The 20,771-nt window shown below is 37.5% G+C and carries 18 protein-coding genes and 1 tRNA gene; 13 read left to right on the forward strand and 6 right to left on the reverse strand.

The annotated features are described in order from the left end of the window. Window positions 1–251: 251 nt before the first annotated feature. The 4 genes from B7C41_RS12215 to B7C41_RS12230 all read left to right on the forward strand — a co-directional run bounded on the left by B7C41_RS12215 (window position 252) and on the right by B7C41_RS12230 (window position 4,317). Window positions 252–328 (forward strand) — tRNA-Arg (locus B7C41_RS12215). A gap of 789 nt (window positions 329–1,117) precedes the next feature. After that, window positions 1,118–1,390 carry an OadG family transporter subunit gene (locus B7C41_RS12220; RefSeq protein ID WP_085299183.1) on the forward strand — a complete coding sequence of 91 codons (273 nt, stop codon included), beginning with the start codon at window positions 1,118–1,120 and terminating at the stop codon, window positions 1,388–1,390. A gap of 9 nt (window positions 1,391–1,399) precedes the next feature. After that, a complete protein-coding gene (gene oadA / locus B7C41_RS12225) occupies window positions 1,400–3,181 on the forward strand; it encodes a sodium-extruding oxaloacetate decarboxylase subunit alpha (protein ID WP_085299184.1) in 1,782 nt (593 codons plus the stop codon). Window positions 3,182–3,189: 8 nt separating this feature from the next. Further along, window positions 3,190–4,317: a sodium ion-translocating decarboxylase subunit beta gene (locus tag B7C41_RS12230; RefSeq protein WP_085299185.1), complete on the forward strand. Its 1,128-nt coding sequence runs from the start codon at window positions 3,190–3,192 to the stop codon at window positions 4,315–4,317. Window positions 4,318–4,410: 93 nt separating this feature from the next. On the opposite strand, the gene pdxH is transcribed toward B7C41_RS12230, so the two are convergent. Beyond that, window positions 4,411–5,064: a pyridoxamine 5'-phosphate oxidase gene (gene pdxH / locus B7C41_RS12235; protein WP_085299186.1), complete on the reverse strand. Its 654-nt coding sequence runs from the start codon at window positions 5,062–5,064 to the stop codon at window positions 4,411–4,413. A gap of 243 nt (window positions 5,065–5,307) precedes the next feature. Between pdxH and B7C41_RS12240 the strand changes: the two genes are divergently transcribed. After that, window positions 5,308–7,365: a fused MFS/spermidine synthase gene (locus tag B7C41_RS12240; RefSeq protein ID WP_085299187.1), complete on the forward strand. Its 2,058-nt coding sequence runs from the start codon at window positions 5,308–5,310 to the stop codon at window positions 7,363–7,365. 135 nt (window positions 7,366–7,500) lie between these two features. Here B7C41_RS12240 and B7C41_RS12245 read toward each other — a convergent pair whose 3' ends face one another. Continuing rightward, window positions 7,501–7,680, reverse strand: coding sequence for a PA3496 family putative envelope integrity protein (locus B7C41_RS12245; protein WP_085299188.1), 180 nt, complete (start codon window positions 7,678–7,680; stop codon window positions 7,501–7,503). Between the two features lie 321 nt (window positions 7,681–8,001). Here B7C41_RS12245 and B7C41_RS12250 point away from each other — a divergent pair, with 321 nt between their 5' ends. Further along, the gene (locus B7C41_RS12250) at window positions 8,002–10,263 is read left to right on the forward strand and encodes a GNAT family N-acetyltransferase (protein ID WP_085299189.1); all 2,262 of its coding nucleotides are present in this window, start codon (window positions 8,002–8,004) and stop codon (window positions 10,261–10,263) included. Between the two features lie 24 nt (window positions 10,264–10,287). Here the strand turns inward: B7C41_RS12250 and B7C41_RS12255 are convergent, their stop codons facing one another. Then, on the reverse strand, window positions 10,288–10,509 hold the full coding sequence (locus B7C41_RS12255; protein ID WP_085299190.1) for a hypothetical protein: 222 nt from the start codon (window positions 10,507–10,509) through the stop codon (window positions 10,288–10,290). Window positions 10,510–10,513: 4 nt separating this feature from the next. After that, window positions 10,514–10,693, reverse strand: a complete 180-nt coding sequence (locus B7C41_RS12260) for a hypothetical protein (protein WP_085299191.1) — start codon at window positions 10,691–10,693, stop codon at window positions 10,514–10,516. A 157-nt stretch (window positions 10,694–10,850) separates the two neighbouring features. On the opposite strand from B7C41_RS12260, the gene B7C41_RS12265 reads away from it, so the two are divergent. Genes B7C41_RS12265 through B7C41_RS12280 form a run of 4 tightly spaced genes read left to right on the forward strand, consistent with a single transcriptional unit; the run spans window position 10,851 to window position 14,381 of the window. Further along, entirely contained in the window at window positions 10,851–11,732 is an 882-nt protein-coding gene (locus B7C41_RS12265) for an ABC transporter ATP-binding protein (protein WP_085299192.1), read from the forward strand. 4 nt (window positions 11,733–11,736) lie between these two features. Further along, on the forward strand, window positions 11,737–12,741 hold the full coding sequence (locus tag B7C41_RS12270; protein WP_085299193.1) for an ABC transporter permease: 1,005 nt from the start codon (window positions 11,737–11,739) through the stop codon (window positions 12,739–12,741). 45 nt (window positions 12,742–12,786) lie between these two features. Beyond that, window positions 12,787–13,881: a metallophosphoesterase gene (locus B7C41_RS12275; RefSeq protein ID WP_085299194.1), complete on the forward strand. Its 1,095-nt coding sequence runs from the start codon at window positions 12,787–12,789 to the stop codon at window positions 13,879–13,881. A gap of 29 nt (window positions 13,882–13,910) precedes the next feature. Further along, entirely contained in the window at window positions 13,911–14,381 is a 471-nt protein-coding gene (locus B7C41_RS12280; RefSeq protein ID WP_085299195.1) for a YbaN family protein, read from the forward strand. Window positions 14,382–14,388: 7 nt separating this feature from the next. On the opposite strand, the gene B7C41_RS12285 is transcribed toward B7C41_RS12280, so the two are convergent. Then, complete coding sequence (locus B7C41_RS12285) at window positions 14,389–14,967, reverse strand: DUF4202 domain-containing protein (RefSeq protein WP_085299196.1); 579 nt, start codon at window positions 14,965–14,967, stop codon at window positions 14,389–14,391. Between the two features lie 247 nt (window positions 14,968–15,214). On the opposite strand from B7C41_RS12285, the gene B7C41_RS12290 reads away from it, so the two are divergent. The 3 genes from B7C41_RS12290 (at window position 15,215) to B7C41_RS12300 (ending at window position 19,449) form a co-directional block, all read left to right on the forward strand. Next, window positions 15,215–16,852: a CTP synthase gene (locus B7C41_RS12290; RefSeq protein WP_085299197.1), complete on the forward strand. Its 1,638-nt coding sequence runs from the start codon at window positions 15,215–15,217 to the stop codon at window positions 16,850–16,852. A gap of 156 nt (window positions 16,853–17,008) precedes the next feature. Next, on the forward strand, window positions 17,009–18,307 hold the full coding sequence (gene eno, locus B7C41_RS12295) for a phosphopyruvate hydratase (RefSeq protein ID WP_085299198.1): 1,299 nt from the start codon (window positions 17,009–17,011) through the stop codon (window positions 18,305–18,307). Window positions 18,308–18,615: 308 nt separating this feature from the next. Beyond that, window positions 18,616–19,449, forward strand: coding sequence for an HDOD domain-containing protein (locus tag B7C41_RS12300; RefSeq protein WP_085299199.1), 834 nt, complete (start codon window positions 18,616–18,618; stop codon window positions 19,447–19,449). Between the two features lie 394 nt (window positions 19,450–19,843). Here B7C41_RS12300 and B7C41_RS12305 read toward each other — a convergent pair whose 3' ends face one another. Continuing rightward, on the reverse strand, window positions 19,844–20,626 hold the full coding sequence (locus tag B7C41_RS12305) for a PEP-CTERM sorting domain-containing protein (protein WP_085299200.1): 783 nt from the start codon (window positions 20,624–20,626) through the stop codon (window positions 19,844–19,846). Window positions 20,627–20,771 lie beyond the last annotated feature (145 nt).

Here is a 20,771-nt window from a genome sequence, read left to right on the forward strand (position 1 = left end):
GGCTACGAATTATGTTCGTTATCTCCTAAGCATGAGATATAAAAAAACAGTTTATTGCGGACGCGTAGTTTAGTTGGATAGATTATCTAACATTATTGGCTACGAATTATGTTCGTTATCTCCTAAGCATGAGATATAAAAAAACAGTTTATTGCGGACGCGTAGTTTAGTTGGATAGATTATCTAACATTATTGGCTACGAATTATGTTCGTTATCTCCTAAGCATGAGATATAAAAAACAGTTTATTGCGGACGCGTAGCTCAGCTGGATAGAGTACCTGGCTACGAACCAGGCGGTCGCAGGTTCGACTCCTGCCGCGTCCGCCACACTAAGAAAACCAGCCTTATGGCTGGTTTTTTTTCACCTATAAAATATCAACAGTTTTCTTCACTATTCTTCGAATATCAAAAGCCATGCTTATCGCTATTTTCTTTGCTTGGTATTAAAATTTTAAATTAAAAAATATCTACTCTAATACCGAACATCCTTAATTTTTGATAAGTAATTTTAGATCAATAGCTTATTATCTAATTTTCTCCCGCTGTAGGTGCTAAAGTGCTGATAATTAGTCCACTTTTATAGAGGGATATCTCGCTGAAGGAATGAAAAGTAGTGCTAACCGAGCGTAAAATATCATTACCTAGTTGTTGCTTTTGCGCAACTACCTTCGTTATTGGCCGTATTTCAACACTAGGTATTCACAACTTGTGGGAGAGGGGGTTAGTAGAGAATTTTACTGTTTTGTAATATAACTGTAATTATGCACTTTTTAACGTCCATATATACGTGTTTAAGTGTGATCTTTTCTCTTCTTTTGTTGGCTTTTTAAACAGGTTAAACTGACTGTTTGGTTAAGTTATTTAACATTGGATATTGTATACTTTTTGTGTTTTTCGTGTTGTGATACCCGCTATTCATGGTTTTAATATTGTATACAATAACGTTTGTATATCATTATTGTATATAATAAACATGAAAAAACATTAAAAACAGCCTGTTTTGTGTACGATTTGGTCTTGACATTATTTTTTTTAGCAAAAATATTAAAATTTGTTTGCTTTTTACATATTGGAGTGATTATTCTAATTATATAAAAATTACTTGAGAGTAAAATAATGGAAAATCTTCAAGCGTTGTTTATTGAAGCGGGTACGTTAATGTTTGCCGGAATGGTTTTTGTTTTTGCCTTTTTAGGCTTGTTAATTATATTCATCAATACTGTTCTAGTGCGATTAGCAAAAAAATATCCCGATGCCATTGTTGAAAATAAAACTCAACGTAAAAAGAATAATAAAAAGCAAGACGATAAAGGTGTTTCGCCTGCTGTCGTTGCAGCAATTTCATCTGCGGTTACGCAATATCGTCAACAACAATCTGTACAGAAATAGGAAATGACCATGACCAAGCCTTTAGGAATAACTGAAGTCGTGCTACGCGACGGCCATCAATCATTGCTTGCCACACGTTTACGTTTGGAAGATATGCTACCCATTGCAGCTAAAATGGATGATATAGGCTATTGGTCAATTGAGTCTTGGGGTGGCGCTACGTTTGATTCTTGTATTCGCTACTTAGGTGAAGATCCTTGGGAACGTATTAGAGCACTGAAGAAAGCAATGCCAAAAACCAAGCAACAAATGTTGTTTCGTGGTCAAAATATTTTAGGTTACCGTCATTATGCAGATGATGTGGTAGAAAAATTTGTCGAGCGTGCTCACGTTAATGGTATTGATGTATTTAGAATTTTTGACGCAATGAACGATGTACGCAACTTAGAAACAGCAATTAAATCAGCTGTAAAAGTTGGAGCTCATGCTCAAGGAACATTAAGTTATACCGAAAGCCCAGTACATACACTTGAAGGCTGGTTGACAATGGCCAAACAGCTTGAAGACATGGGCGCGCATTCTTTATGTATTAAAGATATGGCAGGTTTATTAAAGCCTTATGATGCTGCTGAGCTTATTGGTCGTTTGAAGGAAACTGTAGCCTTGCCTATTGCCTTACATTGTCATGCAACAACCGGCTTGAGTGTTGCAACGCACATGAAAGCCATTGATGCTGACATCGATGTTATTGATACTGCTATTTCTTCAATGAGTATGACTTATGGTCATTCACCAACAGAGACTATTGTTTCTATCGTTGAAGGCACGCAACGTGATACTGGCTTAGATATGGTTAAGTTAGCGGAAGTTGCGACTTACTTTCGTGATGTTCGTGAAAAGTATGCACAATTTGAAGGTAGCTTACGTGGCATTGACGCCCGTATATTGTTAGCTCAAGTGCCAGGTGGCATGTTAACTAATATGGAAAGCCAGCTTAAAGAACAAGGCGCAGCTGATAAACTTGATGAAGTTTTAACTGAAATTCCAAAAGTGCGTAAAGATCTTGGATATATTCCTTTAGTCACGCCAACATCACAAATTGTTGGTACACAAGCGGTACTTAACGTACTAACTGGCGAACGTTATAAAACCATTACTAAAGAAACTGCAGGTGTTCTCAAAGGCGAATACGGTACAACAGCAGCCGAGGTTAATGCTGAGCTACAAGAAAGAGTGCTTGACGGTAAAGAAGCGATTACATGTCGTCCAGCTGATTTACTTGACCCTGAAATGGATAAACTTTCAGTTGAGTTACAAGAAATTGCTACAGAGAAAAGCATTTCTTTGGCTGACGATACTATTGATGACGTATTAACCTATGCTTTGTTTCCACAGATTGGTTTGAAATTCTTAGAAAATCGCAATAATCCAGATGCTTTTGAGCCTGCACCCGTTAAACCTTCTGCCAAAAAGTCAGTCGCTAGTTCAGCTCCAATTGCAAGCTCGGCTAATACAGCACCTGAAAGCTACGCTGTTAGTGTTGATGGCAAAATTTATGACGTTGTTGTCGCACCAGGTGGTTCAATTGAGAACATTCAAGCATCTACTAATGCACCAGTTGCTGCAAGCTCAGCAGGTGGCGAGCCTTTAAATGCGCCACTGGCTGGTAATATTTTTAAAGTGCTAGTGAATGAAGGTGATGAAGTTGAAGAAGGCGATGTTGTTATCATCATGGAAGCGATGAAAATGGAAACTGAGATCCGTGCAACCAAAGCAGGTGAAATATCGACGGTAAACATCAGAGAAGGTGATTCAGTTGCCGTTGGTGATACCTTGTTAAGCTTGGTATAGGATAACTCATGGAATCATTAAAAGTATTATGGATGTCTACAGGCTTAGCAAACTTTGAGTTAGGCCAAGTCATCATGATGTTAGTTGGCAGTGGTTTACTTTACCTTGCTATCGCACGTAATTTTGAACCATTATTACTTGTGCCTATGGGTTTTGGTGCTATTTTAACCAACATCCCAGTCGCTGGCTTTTCAGAAGTTGGCGGTTTACTGCATTACATTTACTATGCAGGTATTGATACTGGCATATTCCCATTATTAATATTTATGGGTGTTGGCGCGATGACTGATTTTGGCGCTTTGATCGCCAACCCTAAAACCTTATTATTAGGCGCCGCCGCACAGTTCGGTATTTTTGCTACCTTATTTGGTGCTATAGCGTTGAATTATGTCGGTTTAGACTTCTCAATGAAAGATGCTTCAGCAATAGCCATCATTGGTGGAGCTGATGGTCCTACTGCAATATTTTTAGCATCTAAACTAGCGCCTGATTTACTTGGTGCCATAGCCGTTGCTGCATATTCATATATGGCTTTGGTTCCGATTATTCAGCCGCCAATTATGCGTGCACTGACCACTGAAGATGAACGTAAAATTGAAATGGCACAACTACGCCATGTAACACGTGTTGAAAAAATCATCTTCCCACTTGCTGTGTTATTGATGACAATATTCTTTTTACCGGCAGCAACTCCTTTGGTTGGCATGTTTTGCTTAGGTAATTTGATGCGTGAATGTGGTGTTGTAGACCGCTTAAGCTCTACCGCACAGAACGAGTTGATTAACATTGTTACTATATTTTTAGGCTTAGGGGTTGGCTCTAAACTCAGTGCCGAGCAGTTTTTGAATGCAAAAACATTAGGTATACTAGCACTTGGAGCGGTAGCATTTTCTATTGGTACAGCTACTGGCGTACTCATGGCGAAGCTAATGAATAAATTATCAAAAGATAAAGTTAACCCACTCATTGGTGCCGCCGGTGTTTCTGCAGTACCTATGGCTGCTCGTGTTGCTAATAAGGTTGGCTTAGAGGCTAACCCGCATAATTTCTTACTGATGCACGCAATGGGACCAAATGTTGCAGGTGTATTAGGCTCTGCGGTTGCAGCAGGTATATTGTTAGCTTTAGTTGGCTGATAATACTAGCGAGAACAAACTGAGTTAGAAAGATATAAGTATAAAAAAGGGAAGCAGTTGCTTCCCTTTTTTGAATCACAGGTTTAGTCGAACTTACGGCTGTAACTTAAAGTTTTCCCAAGTAGCAGCTGATTTTTCAAAGCAAACACGATCATGTAATCGACTCGCTCTTCCTTGCCAAAATTCAATGTAGTTTGGCTTAACACGCCATCCGCCCCAAAACTCAGGTAACGGTACGTCTTTATTAGCGAATTTTTTCGTGTAGTAATCAACACTTTCAGCTAATTCATTCTCTGTTTGAATTTTACTACTTTGCTTCGATGCCCATGCGCCAATTTGACTGCCTCGGTCACGACTGTGAAAGTATTTTGCCGATTGTTCAGCACTGACTCTTTCAACACAGCCTTCTATGCGAATTTGACGTTGTAAAACATTCCAATGAAATAACAACGCTACTTTATCATTTGCGTTTAGTTCATTACTCTTTCGGCTAGCGTAATTGGTATAAAACACAAAACCATCAGTATCGAATTCTTTTAATAGCACCATGCGCGAGCTAGGCTGACCGCTCTCACTTACACTACTAACCGATACCGCTTCAGGTAGCAAAATACCGGATTTATTGGCATCGTCGAACCAAAGCTCGAATAGTGAAAAAGGATCTGCATTTTGATCAATGGCTGGCAAAGGTAGGGCAACACCTTGCCCAAAGGTAAACAAGCAACGCAGTTTTTCAAATAAGGTCATAGAAGGGCTGTTAGGCTAATGGCTAGTTGAGCTTATGATATCAGTTTTGAAATATAAACAAATATTTACAAGCAAATTTTTTGTTAAAAATGTTAAGTGATTTTGTGTTTAATCTATTTACACCTGAGTTGTCATTTTACGCTGAAAACGTGCAATAATCTGTATTATTAATAAGTTAGTAGCCTTTGATTTGAATATAGTTAAAGGAATGTTAAGTATTTAAACAAGAGTGTCAGTTAATTAATGAAGTTTTTAGTCACCATTTTTATTAGTGCTTTTTTACTGTTTCAGATTCAACCTATTTTAGCCAAAATGGCATTACCCTATTTTGGTGGTGGTGCAGCGATATGGACAGCTTGTATGTTGTTCTTTCAGCTGTTTTTACTTTTGGGATATTTGTATTCTCACTGCCTAACTAAATTATCAAATTTGAATCATCAAGTAGTAATTCACAGTACTCTTATTGGAGCTAGTTTGTACTTTTTGCCTATAGTGCCATTTTCGAGTGATGTTTCGCTCGGTTGGGAAGTGCCGCAGTTTGCAATTATTTCCTCATTACTTATTGGTGTTGGATTTCCATACTTTATCCTGGCATCTTCAGCGCCATTAATACAAAAGTGGTATAGTTGCATATCTAAAAATAATGAACCTTACCGTTTGTATTCATTATCGAATTTAGGCTCTTTGTTAGCACTTTTATCTTATCCATTTCTGATTGAACCAAATATCTCAACTGATCTTCAAGTTTATACTTGGTCGATAGGTTACGGCATATTTGCTGTATTAATATTACTCATCGGTTACCAGCTATATGGCCAAGTTTTTGAAGAACCGAAATTTATTTCAGTTAATGACCAGCGAGAATCAGCATCAAACTCAGTGAATGCTTTGCTTTGGTTTTTGTTTTCCGCTGCGAGTGTAATATTAATGATTTCAACTACTAGCGCCATGACTCAGAACATACCGCCCACTCCTTTTCTATGGATATTGCCACTTTGCATCTATCTGCTTACTTATATTATCTGTTTTAATAGCGATAAATGGTATGTTCGAAACTATTGTTTCATATTGTTTTCTGGTTGTTCAATTGCGGCTATATTAATGTTTTTTATTGGTACTCAATTTAGCATTTTTATACAAGTGGCCATTTATTCTTCAATTTTATTTTTCGCCTGTATGTTATGTCATGGAGAACTCGCTCGATTAAAGCCTAATAATAATAAGTTAACATCGTTTTATCTGGTGATGGCTTTTGGCGGGGTTATGGGCAGCATATTTACTTCGGTAGTTGCAGAGCAACTCTTTACTCAATATTACGAATTTCCGGTAGGTATAGCGATAGTTTATATACTCTTTTCTTGTTCGTTATGGAGAGAAAGCAGAAATAATAAACTGAGTCGAAGAATGAAGAAACAAAACATGTACTTTGCCGCGGTAAGTATTGCTGGAGTTTTTGCATTTAGTCTGTACTTTCTTAAACTCAATAATGTGTATTTCAAAGACGATGTTTACAATAGTCGAAACTTTTATGGCACTTTATCAGTAAAGGACTTCGATGAGATTGAGCGTCCAACTAGAATGTTATTTGATGGTTCGACATCACACGGAACACAATCGTTATCCGAACTGGAACGTGATATTCCGACGAGTTACTATCGACTTGATACTGGCGTTTCATTAGTGTTGCAGGAGTTTGCTTTTAATCACCCTAAAAAAGTCGGTGTTATTGGTTTAGGGACAGGAACGCTCGCAGCATATGGTAACATAGGTGATGACTATGTGTTTTATGAATTGAATCCTGATGTAGAGTTTGCTGCTAAAAATTACTTTAGTTATCTTTCAACGTCAAAAGCTGATGTCTCTGTTCGTATAGGCGATGCCAGAGTTACCTTACAAAATGAGTTTGCAGAGAATGGTAGCCAAGAGTATCAAGTATTGATTGTTGATGCATTTTCTAGCGATTCTATCCCTGTCCATTTGTTAACATTAGAAGCTTTTCGCTTGTATTGGGAACACCTAAAAGAGGATGGCTTATTGGTGTTACATATTTCTAATAATCATCTCGATTTATTACCGCTGGTTGCGACATTATCTGAAAAATTAGGAATGAAAATGCAACACTTTTATTCTGCTTCAGATAATAGTCATGCGCATACCGCGGAATGGGTTGTAGTGACTAATAATAAAGATTTCTACACTAATGAAGAAATAGCGAGCAGGTCTACTTATTTTAAGTTAAATAATGAGCAAAAGGTTCTATGGACAGATGCATATTCTAATTTACTATCTGTAATTAAATAGTACTTACTCTAAAGTTTACTGGGGCGTGGCACCTAATGAATATAAGTTAGCTCTCAAATAGTTAAACTACATGTTTTAAATTGTTTGTTTAGATTGTAATTTCGCTCGAGAATTTCGACGTTAGTAGCCTTAAAACTAAATATCCCAATCATCGGAGTCATCTAAAAGTTCTTTCAGACGCTTTCGCTCTAAAAGATCATCAATACGTTTTCTAACTTCAGTGTTATGTGCTGCTTGTTCTCCTTTGGGCAAGTCTTTGTCGTAACTTTTTTGTTCGACGGGTGGTGTCATATTATCTGTAAAATTGTTGTTCATTGATTATACCTAGAGTTTTTTATAGCATTTGCTGCCATTACAATAAAAACATTGCCACAATCGATTTACATATTATTTAGTCGACTTTAAATAATAAAATTTATCTTAAATTGAACATAGGCAACAAGCAGAAAATATTCAAATAATAATTTTTCATATTTAATTCAAATATAATTTAATTCGCTGCAGAATATTTAGTTAGGCTAATAATTTGGCTTACAATGAAAACAAATAATTATGCGAAATAGTATTATGCTCTGATAGACTTATGCCTTAGCAGCTTAGGTATAAGCTTGAAAGTTTTTAAGGTTAAATTGATTGATGTCGAAAGAAAAATTTGCTCATTGGTATTGCCAGTTACAACAATTATCGCAGCATAATCGTTGGCGTAATCTTGTGGTTTTGGAAGGTGATTTTGATTGGGTACAGCAAACTGTTGAGTCAATACTTTTTCGAATAGCTACAGCTTCACATAACGCTAATGGCAATGATTCTCTGGGGCTAGTTTACCAACCAGCAACTAGTGAAAATGATTACTCATATTCAAAATACCAGCAAAATATTACGGCTGTTAATCGTAAAAATTATGCTCAGCAGTTAGGTACAGAGCAACAAGTCGTTATTTTTCCGTTTGCCGACTTTGATAATAAGATTGAAACTAGTGAATATAGCTTTGATGTTGATGCCTTTGCTGCACTTTCTGGTACATTGGTGGCAGGTGGCACGTTTATACTCACTATTAATAATAGCGAGTATAACAGTGTTGACGACTTAGGATTACCCGCAACAGACTATTTCTTACAGCGCTTTTATCAAAGGTTAAAGGCGAGCAATAGTCAAATCATTAGACAAAATGATTATCAATCAGCAATATTTCCTAAATTAATTAAGCAAGATGCCCTCTTTATTGCTGAGCAAGCTGAGCAAGCTTTAGCACTGCCATATGCTTGTGTAACACAAGAGCAAGTAACGGCTGTTGATGGTATGTTAAAAGTGATGTTTGGCCATCGAGATCGACCTTTTGTATTAACCGCCGATCGCGGACGTGGGAAATCCTCAGCAATGGCGCTAGCTGCTTGTCAATTATTAACCAATGCCAAACAACGCATCAATATCATCATTACTACAGCAAGTCGGCAGTCACTGAAGGTTTTTTTTCAGCAAATTGAACAGCACTTACCTAATGCAATAATGAAAACCAATAGTGTCGAACATGCTAATGGTGAAGTAACCTTTCTACCGATTGATCAACTTTTAAAAGAGCAACCACAAGCCGGTTTAGTAATGGTTGATGAAGCGGCGGCATTGCCGGTTTATTTATTACAACAGTTATTGGTTAATTATCATCGTTTGATTTTTGCTAGCACAGTGCATGGCTATGAAGGAGCAGGGCGTGGCTTTAGTATTAAGTTTCGCATGATCCTTAATAAGTTAAAGCCGCAGTGGCGTAAAATGCACATTAATGAGCCTATTCGTTGGGCTAAAAATGATCCGCTTGAGGCTTTCGTTTTTTCCAGCTGTTTACTCAATGCTAGCTTGCCTAAGTACCCTGAAAGTAAACTGATAACAGCTCAAGAGCAGCCAACAAGTTATTCCGGTTATCTTGTTGAGAAAATTAGCGCTTTACAGTTATTAGAAAACGAAGCGTTATTACAGCAAGTGTTTGCGGTTTTAGTAACTGCGCATTACCAAACCTCACCAAGTGATTTAAAGTTTTTGCTAAACAGTGCCACCGTTTCATTATTTATTGTTAAGCACCATGGCAATATTTTAGGTGTCGCGATGTTAATGCAGGAAGGGCAATTGGCCAGTGATTTGGTTGAGTTGGTAAAAGATAATCAACGTCGAATGCGCGATCAGTTTCTACCGCAATCACTATTAACTCATTGTGGTATTAACGACAGTTTTGAATACAGTTATCAACGGGTGATGCGTATTGCTATACACCCACAATTTCAAGGACAAGGGCTTGGAAAGCACTTTCTTGGTGAAATTGAACAGCAAGTGCAAGCACAAGGCATTGACTTTATAGGGTCGAGTTTTGCTGGCAATGCTAATTTACTTAGCTTCTGGCAAGAAAGCGGTTTTGAATTAGCGCGTATAGGATTTAATAAAGATAAAGCCAGTGGTGAACATTCTTGTTTAGTCATTAAGCTATTAAAGGTTAAGGTGACTAAAAAGCAGCAAGAAATATCTCAGCGTTTTTATCAGCAGTTTGATTACTGGCTAACCGATGAGTTTAGCCAGTTGCCGGAGAAAATGGTTTGGCAAGTGCTGCATCACAACTCCCCTCTGAAGAATAAGGCTAGCATCAATGGGCTTGATGCTATACATCATCAAGCGGTGGCCGATTTTATAAGCGGTCAGCGACAATTTAGCAGCTGCGTACTTGGCTTGCACCACTGGCTACTGCTGCATTGTTGTGAACATTTTGATAGTGAAATTCTACCGCTAATCGCCCGGATACTGCAAAAGCAAAGTATTGAAGATGTTTGCACTAACTATAACTTCACCGGTAAGAAAGCCTTAAATCAACATCTGATTAGTTACATCAATAAGCATTATCTAGCAGTTATTACATAGCCTGATACTTAGCGAATATCAGCATTAGGCAATTTGATAGCGCCACAGCCAATAATTCTTCATTTTGTAGTAGCTACAGTGGCGATCGGCAAGTTGGTCAAAATCGTCGTGTTGCATAATCGCATTGACGCCAAGGCATATTTTAGCGAGTAATTGTTTATTTGATGATTGACTATAGCTGCTAATAAAGCTTTCGAGCCAAGCTTCTAAATAACTAATTTCAGCAACGGGTAATTCAGTGGTCATGGTATTATTCCCCAATACTTAAGTTAAGCAGTGATTGCCAAAGCGTCTTTCTTGCATTGTTGTCTAGGCATTTACATTCATTGCCAGCAAGTGCGCCAGAGCTGATTAATTCGGCTAATAATACTGTTGATATTTCAACACGGGCTGTGTTGTTGCAGCCTTCGCTTACTTGTCTAATGCCCATGGTTATCTCCTATCGTCACTAAGTTTTCTTAAACAATAGTAGAATTTCCAAGTTAATGCAAATGATAATCGTTATCATTTGTAAAGTATTATCTTTGTTGTATTAATATTTTTAAGTAGCCGTTAAAATGCGAGAAAGCGAATTATTAAGGTGTGTTATGCAAGAAGTTATTCGAGTGGAAAATCTCACCAAAAGCTATAAAGATGTTGTTGCGGTTGACCATATTAATTTTTCGATTAAAAAAGGTGTGTGCTTTGGTTTACTTGGGCCAAATGGAGCTGGGAAAACCACGACCATCGAAATAATGGAAGGCATTATTAAGGCGACGAAAGGTCAAGTTTTTTATCACGATAAACCTGTTGATGAGTCGATGTCGCAGCAAATAGGTATTCAATTTCAACATACCGCATTACAAGACTTTTTAACGGTTAAAGAAACCTTAAATCTATTTACTTCTTTTTATAAACACACCGTAGCGCACGAAGAATTAATTGAGTTGTGTGATTTAAGTGAGTTTTTAGACCGCGATAACCGCTTACTGTCTGGCGGGCAGCGCCAACGACTTTTATTGGCGTTAGCATTAATTAATGATCCTGAAATTGTTTTTCTTGATGAGCCCACTACGGGTTTAGACCCGCAAGCTAGACGTAATTTTTGGCAGCTTATTAAAAATATTAAAGCGCGCAATAAAACGGTTGTGTTAACCACACATTACATGGATGAAGCGCAACAACTTTGTGACGATGTTTTGATCATGGATCACGGTAAAGTCATTGAGCGTGGCACGCCACGAGAATTACTGAACAAGCACTTTGAAGAAGTGTTTATTTACTTACCTGCTGAGCAGGTGCCTACTGAACTTAGCCAGCAGCTAAACTGGCAAGTACAAAACCAACAAGTTGAAATTACCACAACGGATGTTGAAGCAACTATTGCATTATTGCTCGCCAAAAATGTTTCACTTTCAGGGCTACACGTAAAATCTCCGAATTTAGATGATTTATTTTTAAAGCTTACCGGTCATACCATAAGGGATTAATAAGATGAATTTTTCACGTTTTTTTGCCGTGGTTAAAGCTCGAAATATTGAATTTTTTCGTGATCGCTCATCCCTTGGTTGGAATTTGTTTTTTCCTATTTTAATGCTGGTTGGTCTGTCGTTTGTGTTTTCTGGTGACGGCCGAGCAGTATATAAAGTTGGTGTGATGAATTTGGCGCAAAGCCAATCAAGCTTTTTAGATACTAAGCATGTTGGCTTTATTGACTATCAAGAAACCGCTTTGGCTAAAGTAAAGCTTGAGCAGCATAGTATTGATTTACTAATTAATTTTAATACGCAGCAATACTGGGTAAATCAAGGTGCGCCAAATAGTTACCTAGTAGAAAAGATATTTTTAAGTGACCATAAAAATTTTCAACGGATAGAAACTCAAGGTAAAAAAATACGCTACGTCGATTGGGTGCTACCAGGTATTCTTGGTATGAATATGATGTTTAGCTGCTTATTTGGCGTTGGTTACGTTATTGTGCGTTATCGAAAAAATGCAGTGTTAAAACGCCTAAAAGCGACGCCATTGTCAGCGTTAGAGTTTGTTTCAGCACAACTAGTTTCACGGCTATTTATTGTGATTTTCATGTCATCAGTCGTTTATCTTTGCTGTAATGTGTTTTTTGATTTCTACATGTTAGGTAGCTATTTTGATTTGCTCGTCATTGCCATATTAGGTGCCTTTAGTTTGATAACGTTAGGTTTATTAGTGGCAAGTCGTAGTAAAAGTGAAGAGTTAATTGGTGGCTTATTAAATTTAAGCTCATGGCCAATGATGTTGTTATCAGGTGTTTGGTTTAGCTTAGAAGGCGCACCTAATGCAGTGAAAGTTTTTGCTGATTTTTTACCGTTAACACATTTAGTCGCTGGTGCTCGTAAAATTATTACCGAAGGGGCAACCTTAGCGGATATTAGTTATCACGTGTCAATTTTGATGGGTATGAGTGTGCTATTTTTAGCATTAGGTGCCTATTTTTTCAGCTGGAATACTGAACGTTAACAATTTAACAATTTAACTATTTTTAGAAAAGGAAGTTACTCAACAATGTTGTTTTCCATATTTCGTTGGCCTTTGATCACAATATTCTTTCTATTCTCGCTTAATGGGCAAGTTAGCGCGTTTGAGGGTAACAAATTTGACTATAGTGATGGGCCATATGTTACATGGGAAAACAGTCAATTGCGTTTTGACTGGATTTGCAAAAATGAACATAAAAGTCGCTTTTTCTCAGCTGAAACCTTACCAATTAACTTTGACGAATGTGGGTTAAATGTAGCGCTTGATCGAACAAGTTTTCGAGCAAAAGATCTTGTTTTTACTACGGATGAAAATATTGCCGCGATCAGCGATTTTCATGGCCAACTTGAGCTTATGAGCAAAATATTTATCAATAATGGCATTGTTGATAAAGAAAAAAATTGGTCTTATGGCAAAGGGCACTTAGTGATCACCGGTGATGTTTTCGACCGAGGAGATAAGGTTACTGAAATTCTTTGGTGGTTATTTTCTCTAGAGAAACAAGCAGAGCAAGCTGGCGGTAAAGTGCACCTTCTTTTGGGAAATCATGAAGTGATGGTGCTCAATGGTGATTTACGTTATATCCATGAAAAATACCAATATACGGCTAGTGAGTTTAACCAATCCTTTGAGCAGCTGTATGGAAAAAATACTTTGCTAGGGCAATGGTTGAGAAGCAAATCTGTATTGGTGAAAATTAATGATATGTTATTTGCACATGGTGGTTTTCATCCTGAACTTGCAACTGAGAAACGTACGTTAACCGAAATTAATCAAGTATTTAAAGCTAACTTAGTTAAAGCTGAATTAGATGAAGCACGCAGTGGTTGGGGAAAGTACTTACATAAGCGAAACGGACCTATTTGGTATCGAGGCTATTTTAATGTACTTGGGGCTAGCGAACAAGAAATCGATTTATTATTAAAACACTTTGATATTAGCTATTTAGTGGTTGGACATACCTCACAGGAAAAATTGGAAACCCGCTATAACGGCAGAGTGATCGCTATAGATTCTAGTATTAAAAATGGTCAGTACGGAGAAGTACTGTTAATCGAACATGGCAAACAATACCGTGGCTTACCTGTTGGCAATAAACAACCGTTTTTAGTTGTAGAGTAAGCACTTAATTTAGGAATATATCGTAGAAAATGTTATTAAAAATAGCTGGATTGTTTTTTGTTGCGTTGGCTTTTATTGGAGCATTTTTACCTTTGCTACCAACCACGCCATTTTTATTAGTTGCCGCCGCATGTTTTGCAAAATCGTCACCACGCATGCACAAAATGTTATTAGCAAATAAAGTATTTGGACCAATGATTTATCACTGGGAACAGTCTCGCAGTATTCCTAAACGAGCAAAAATAGTTTCGTTAAGCTCTATTGTGATAGCAACACTTTGGTCGTGCTACATTCTGCCTTCATTAGCACTTAAGTTGTTAGTGGTTGGCTTGGTTGCTTGGCCGTTTGTATTTTTATGGCGCTTACCACTCTCTGATGGCAATAAAGAAATGATAACGGGTAAAGCGCCTGAACAAAGCAATCCTAACCAAGGTCAATCCGACCTTGGTAAATCCGGCCAAGATAAGCCTGCAGAAAGCCAGTCTGTCGAAGAAAAATAAGTTAGGGCTAAGCCAATGCTTTGCCAACTAACTGAGCTAAATGAGGCGGCAAAGTTAATGATAAGGCTATTTCTTGGCCTTGCGTTGACATTTTTCGCCAAGTAAGTTGCACAATACGAATAATCTTATCTTCTTTATGTTTAGCGGCAAATTCATCAAAGTAATATTGTAAAAATACTAAGCAAGCGACATCTTCTAAGGTTTGACTATCGTTATTTGATTTTAGCTTTTCTTTACGAATAATAGCGGCTGTTGTTTCGGCTGCTTCTTCATTGTAGCCATGCTCAAGCATTAACGTTTTGGCCGTTGCTGCATGAAAAATACCTAACTCTTTACGCCAAGTTAAGTAACCTTGTTTGCCAATAGCGAAATCAGCGCGCTTTAAATGCCAACGTTTTACATGTTGTGCGCGTACGGCAATTTGCAAATATTCGTTTGCCTCGGGCCAATATTGCTCAAGACATGTTGTCATATACTGACCGTATAATAACTCTTTTGGATGGCTGACACCGTCAACAACGGTGGTATTGATATCGTTTTTATTAATCTCGTCGATGGCGTCTAAAACGCTTTGCAATTGAGTCATAGTATTTTATTTTTGTTCGTGAAGGAAAAGTAAAACGCCAGTTTACCCCGTTTTTAAATCGTTACACTATCGCTTTCTGACAAATCGTCGAAATATAATTAAATTTTGTGCAACTAGATGGCCTGATCATATTGTCGTGAACGTGGCTTTTAAGTATAATGTTTTCCCGTCCTACTAAATTCATTTGTTTGCCAAAAACTAAGTCAATTTAGTGCAAAATTCTGTTTTTCCTGACTCTGGGTATCGCATGACAACTAGATATATTTTTGTTACTGGCGGCGTTGTATCGTCTCTTGGTAAAGGTATTGCTGCAGCTTCACTTGCCGCAATTCTCGAAGCGCGTGGTTTAAAAGTTACCATGTTAAAACTTGACCCTTATATTAATGTTGACCCGGGCACGATGAGCCCAATTCAGCATGGTGAAGTTTTTGTTACTGAAGATGGTGCAGAGACAGATCTAGATTTAGGTCACTACGAACGTTTTATTCGTACCAAAATGACCAAACGTAACAACTTTACAACTGGCCGGATCTATCAAGATATTCTAGCTCGTGAACGTAAGGGTGAATTTTTAGGTGCCACTATTCAAGTTATTCCTCATATTACTAATGATATTAAACGTCGAGTAATTGAAGGGGCTGAAGGCTACGATATCGCTATGGTTGAAATTGGTGGTACGGTAGGTGATATTGAATCACAACCATTTTTAGAAGCTATTCGTCAATTAGGCGTAGAGTTAGGCCGTGAACGCGCTATGTTCATGCACTTAACACTTGTACCTTACATTGCTGCTGCCGGCGAAATTAAAACTAAACCAACTCAGCATTCTGTTAAAGAATTACGCTCAATTGGTATTTTCCCAGATATTTTAGTTTGTCGTAGTGAACGCGCTATTCCTGCCAACGAACGCGCAAAAATTTCATTGTTTACTAACGTTGAAGCAAAAGCTGTTGTTTCAATGCGAGATGTTGACTCAATTTATAAAGTGCCAGCTTTACTTAAAGCCCAAGGCACTGATGAATTAGTGGTTAAACGTTTTGGTTTAGACGTACCTGAAGCAGATTTATCTGATTGGGAACAAGTACTTTATAAAGAAGCTAACCCATCAGGCGAAGTCGTTATTGGTATGGTAGGTAAGTACACTGAATTACCAGACGCTTATAAATCAGTAAACGAAGCATTAAAACATGCCGGCATTAAAAACCAAGTTAAAGTTAAAATTCAATATGTTGATTCACAAGACGTTGAAGCAAAAGGTGTTGAAGTATTAAAAGACTTAGACGCGATATTAGTGCCTGGTGGCTTTGGTGAACGTGGCGTTGAAGGTAAAATATTAACTGCACAATATGCTCGTGAAAACAAAGTACCTTACTTGGGTATTTGTTTAGGTATGCAAGTGGCATTAATTGACTACGCACGTAACGTAGCAGGTTTAACTGATGCACACAGTACTGAATTTAATCCTGAAACGCAGCATCCAGTAATTGGTTTAATTAACGAATGGTTGGACGAAGAAGGTAAGGTTGAGTACCGAAATGCTGATTCTGACTTAGGCGGCACTATGCGTTTAGGCTCACAATTGTGTCACATTGTGAAAGGTACCAAGACGTATGACGTATATGGTAGTGAAACAATTTACGAAAGACACCGTCACCGTTTTGAGGTAAATAATAACTACCGTGAACAATTAAGCAAAGCTGGTTTAGTGTTCTCGGGATTATCTACGGATAAAACCTTAGTTGAGGTGATTGAAAATCCAAATCATCCATGGTTTATTGCTGGGCAGTTCCATCCTGAGTTTAATTCAACTCCTCGTGATGGCCATCCACTTTTTGAAGGCTTTATTGCTGCTGCATTTGAGCATCAAAAACAACAAGCAAATTAAATCGAACTAATTAAAACCGTAGCTTATTGCTGCGGTTTTGCTTTTAGCTGATAACGTTTTGTTAAAGCTAAAATTTACATGAATTCATAGAAATTTAATCATTTAATTTATCGTTTATAACCTGCCATGCGCAGTTAGTAAGGAATAGGGAACATAATGTCGAATATCAGTAAAATTATCGCTCGCGAAATCATGGATTCTCGTGGTAACCCAACGGTTGAAGCAGACGTATATTTAGAATCTGGTGCTTGGGGTCGAGCTGCGGCTCCTTCTGGCGCATCAACCGGTTCTCGTGAAGCACTAGAACTACGTGACGGCGACAAAACACGTTACTTAGGTAAGGGCGTATTAAAAGCCGTTGCTGCTGTAAATAATGACATTGCCAATGCACTTAAAGGCAAAAGCGCTTTAGAGCAAGCAAACATTGACCAAATCATGATTGATTTAGATGGCACTGAAAACAAAGAAACTTTCGGAGCTAACGCTATTCTAGCAGTATCTTTAGCGAACGCTAAAGCGGCTGCAATGGAAAAGAAAGTTCAATTATTTGAACACATTGCTGATCTTAACGGCACGCCAGGCCAATATTCTTTACCATTACCAATGATGAACATCATCAATGGTGGCGAACATGCTGACAACAACGTTGATATTCAAGAGTTTATGGTACAGCCGGTTGGCGCAAAAAGCTTCAAAGAAGCATTACGTATGGGCGCTGAAATTTTCCATGCTTTGAAGAAAGTACTTTCTTCAAAGGGTATGAGCACAGCGGTTGGTGATGAAGGTGGTTTTGCGCCAAACCTAGAGTCAAATGCTGATGCGTTAGCAGTAATTAAAGAAGCAACAGCGGCAGCTGGTTACGAATTAGGTAAAGACGTAACATTAGCACTTGATTGTGCGGCATCTGAATTCTACAACAGCGAAAAAGGTATTTACGACCTTACTGGTGAAGGCAAGCAATTTACAGCCAATGAGTTCTCTGACTTCTTAGCAACACTTTGTGAAGAATACCCAATTGTTTCAATTGAAGATGGCTTAGACGAGTCAGATTGGGATGGTTTCAAATACCAAACTGATTTGCTTGGCGATAAAGTGCAAATCGTTGGTGATGATTTATTCGTTACAAACACTAAGATTTTAACACGTGGTATTGAGCAAGGTATTGGTAACTCTATCTTAATAAAATTCAACCAAATTGGCTCATTAACGGAAACATTAGCAGCAATTAAAATGGCGAAAGACGCTGGCTTTACTGCTGTTATTTCACATCGTTCAGGTGAAACTGAAGATGCAACCATTGCTGACTTAGCTGTTGGTACTGCTGCAGGCCAAATTAAAACTGGTTCACTATGTCGTTCAGACCGTGTTTCTAAGTACAACCAATTGTTACGTATTGAAGAGTTCTTGGGTGATAAAGCAGTATTTAACGGTTTGTCTGAAGTAAAAGGTCAATAATAGCAACTTCAAGTGGCTTAGATATAAGTTCTGCGTACCTTACAATATGCTTATTGCTTCAATTGCATAATGGTGCTGGTGCTTTAATTATTATTTAGAATATTAAAAGCCACTCGAAAGAGTGGCTTTTTTATTTTGTGATTTTCACGTATTATTTATTTCAATTGGTATAAATATTTACATGCATTACCTTTATAGATTGTGAAAATTTTAAGTGGTGTATTTAAATAGTTTTACTTATAAGTTTTCTATTGTATGGCGTATTAATATGATGAGTTCAGATCACATTTTGCTAAGGATGCTATTCAGTGATTGAAATAGATAATAAAAAGCTGGCATCTGTTGTTTCTAGTTTTCAAGTGCCTGCTAAGCCGCAAATACTTACTGAAATTCAGTCGTTAATGGCTGATGATGAGCCTAGTATAGATAAAATTGCTGAGTTGATCTCTAGTGATGTAGGGCTTTCTTCAGCTATTTTAAAGATTATTAATTCACCTCTATACGGCGTAAACCGTAAAATATCGAAAATTAGACACGCGGTGATGGCATTAGGGCTAAAGGCTGTTGGTGGTTTAGTTGTCGCTTTAGTTTTAAAGTCTACAATGCGAGGTGAGAGTAGTATTTCATTGGAATCTTTTTGGAAGGACTCGTCTGATCTCGCCAACGCCATGTCGTTTATTGGCAGCCGTATTGATGTGAAAGTTCCTCAAGAAACATTATATAGTATTGGACTATTTCAAAACTGCGGAATTCCAATTTTGGCAATGAAATATAGCGATTATGATGAGGTACTTCTTGAAGCTGGTCGTGCAGGCACAAATTCTATTGAACTCGAAGAGATAAAATATAAGACTAATCACGCTGTGTTAGGCTATTTTGTTGCAACTTCTTGGCATTTACCTAATGAAATATGCCGAATCATTTTGCAGCATCATGATGTAGAGTATTTATTTGAAATAACAGGTAGCACTGAACAATTGGCTTTTGCGATACTAAAAGCAGCTGAAAATTTAGTTGAACGGGTAAAAAGGAATGATGTTGCTCCCGATTGGAAATATGTTGAAGCACGTGTTTTTGATGTTTTAGGGATCTCAGCGATGGATTACATTGAACTAGAAGATGAGTATACCTCTCGGCATTAAGTTTTCTTAATGCCGTAGTGCAGCATTGGTAGTTGCTTAATTATTTTGTGAAAAATCTTTATTTAATTCCTAATTCCTAATTTCTAATTTCTAATTGCGTTTGCTATTTCCTGTGTGCTTCTCGGCGCATAGACCATTGGTACTCTTACAGGCGCTGATTTTAATCAACAATATGTAATACATGGTAATTTTAGGTATCTAGATCTTGGTGGTATTAGTTTTTTCATTGATTTTACCTTGCTAGATGTAAATGTTCTTATGGAATATTTAAGTAGAAAGAAGCTGGCTGAAAACTTTATCCGTTAATTGTGTAAATAAACTTATTGCTGAGTGGCAGTTAATATAAAGCGCTAGTTGATAGCTGGCGCTTTAATACGGAAGATTTAACTAATGTTTATGTTATTTTTCTTCTTGCTGAAAAACCAAATAAAGCTAAGCTAAGTAATAGCCAAGTTGATGGCTCAGGCACTGAAGCCGTAGGGAGAGGGTTTGCTAAGCGCTGAGCAGAAAGTAAGTTATTTGTATCTGAGAAACTCATGCCTAATGTATTCCAAGCATCTGAAATACCGCCATCCTCTGCTTTTACGGTTAGTTGAGTTACGACATAAAAGTACTGATTTTTATTAAGAGAAAAATTAAGTGTACTTTGCTTATTTACATCTTGCTCTTCGGTAATATACAAACTTGTATAATCTATTCCAAAACCTTCAGATGGCTCAAGGAACACTGTGGCAAAGTCATAACCAAAATAATAATCATCATAGCCGTTTAGAGGAGAAAATCCCGCATCAATAATACCAACATCAGCTCTTATACCGTTTCCATAGCCTGTGCCACTTGAGCTACCGTGAAGGTTGATTGATAAATCCAAATCAAATGATGATTGACCGGTATATTGAAACGCTTGAATTGAAACTAAGCGACCATAGCCGTTAGTTGAAATAGCTTTTAATGTGGGTAAGTAATTATTTGTTTGTAATTGACCTAAAAGGTTAACTGAGTCACTTGAAAAAGTAGCAGATGAACTTCCTGCTCCACCATTATAGCTGCCATTACTATAAGCGGTCACACCGTATTTGTTACTTAAATCTGCAATATCTGTTTCCATTAATCCAGCTTGTGCGTTGAAAGTCATTGTGGCAAGTGTTATAGCGGCAATCGCAATCTTTTTAATCATTAAATCAATCCCTTATGTGAAATTCTAAAATTAGAAATCGCAGGTGAGCATGATTCATGCCTATAGTTTTTATTTGTTTTATATCATGTGCTTATGTTGATTTTGAAAGTTATGTAGTTACAAGGTGTAAATTTACCTGACAAAC

This window comes from Cognaticolwellia mytili (assembly GCF_002104475.1).
Taxonomy (GTDB): Bacteria; Pseudomonadota; Gammaproteobacteria; order Enterobacterales; family Alteromonadaceae; genus Cognaticolwellia; species Cognaticolwellia mytili.

Coding starts and splice junctions, on each gene's coding strand:
- B7C41_RS12255 (WP_085299190.1), bottom strand. CDS start 10,509: ATGACCACTGAATTACCCGTTGCTGAAATTAGTTATTTAGAAGCTTGG.
- B7C41_RS12265 (WP_085299192.1), top strand. CDS start 10,851: ATGCAAGAAGTTATTCGAGTGGAAAATCTCACCAAAAGCTATAAAGAT.
- pdxH (WP_085299186.1), bottom strand. CDS start 5,064: ATGACCTTATTTGAAAAACTGCGTTGCTTGTTTACCTTTGGGCAAGGT.
- B7C41_RS12245 (WP_085299188.1), bottom strand. CDS start 7,680: ATGAACAACAATTTTACAGATAATATGACACCACCCGTCGAACAAAAA.
- B7C41_RS12280 (WP_085299195.1), top strand. CDS start 13,911: ATGTTATTAAAAATAGCTGGATTGTTTTTTGTTGCGTTGGCTTTTATT.
- B7C41_RS12270 (WP_085299193.1), top strand. CDS start 11,737: ATGAATTTTTCACGTTTTTTTGCCGTGGTTAAAGCTCGAAATATTGAA.
- B7C41_RS12305 (WP_085299200.1), bottom strand. CDS start 20,626: ATGATTAAAAAGATTGCGATTGCCGCTATAACACTTGCCACAATGACT.
- B7C41_RS12260 (WP_085299191.1), bottom strand. CDS start 10,693: ATGGGCATTAGACAAGTAAGCGAAGGCTGCAACAACACAGCCCGTGTT.
- B7C41_RS12240 (WP_085299187.1), top strand. CDS start 5,308: ATGAAGTTTTTAGTCACCATTTTTATTAGTGCTTTTTTACTGTTTCAG.
- B7C41_RS12275 (WP_085299194.1), top strand. CDS start 12,787: ATGTTGTTTTCCATATTTCGTTGGCCTTTGATCACAATATTCTTTCTA.
- eno (WP_085299198.1), top strand. CDS start 17,009: ATGTCGAATATCAGTAAAATTATCGCTCGCGAAATCATGGATTCTCGT.
- B7C41_RS12290 (WP_085299197.1), top strand. CDS start 15,215: ATGACAACTAGATATATTTTTGTTACTGGCGGCGTTGTATCGTCTCTT.
- B7C41_RS12220 (WP_085299183.1), top strand. CDS start 1,118: ATGGAAAATCTTCAAGCGTTGTTTATTGAAGCGGGTACGTTAATGTTT.
- oadA (WP_085299184.1), top strand. CDS start 1,400: ATGACCAAGCCTTTAGGAATAACTGAAGTCGTGCTACGCGACGGCCAT.
- B7C41_RS12285 (WP_085299196.1), bottom strand. CDS start 14,967: ATGACTCAATTGCAAAGCGTTTTAGACGCCATCGACGAGATTAATAAA.
- B7C41_RS12230 (WP_085299185.1), top strand. CDS start 3,190: ATGGAATCATTAAAAGTATTATGGATGTCTACAGGCTTAGCAAACTTT.
- B7C41_RS12250 (WP_085299189.1), top strand. CDS start 8,002: ATGTCGAAAGAAAAATTTGCTCATTGGTATTGCCAGTTACAACAATTA.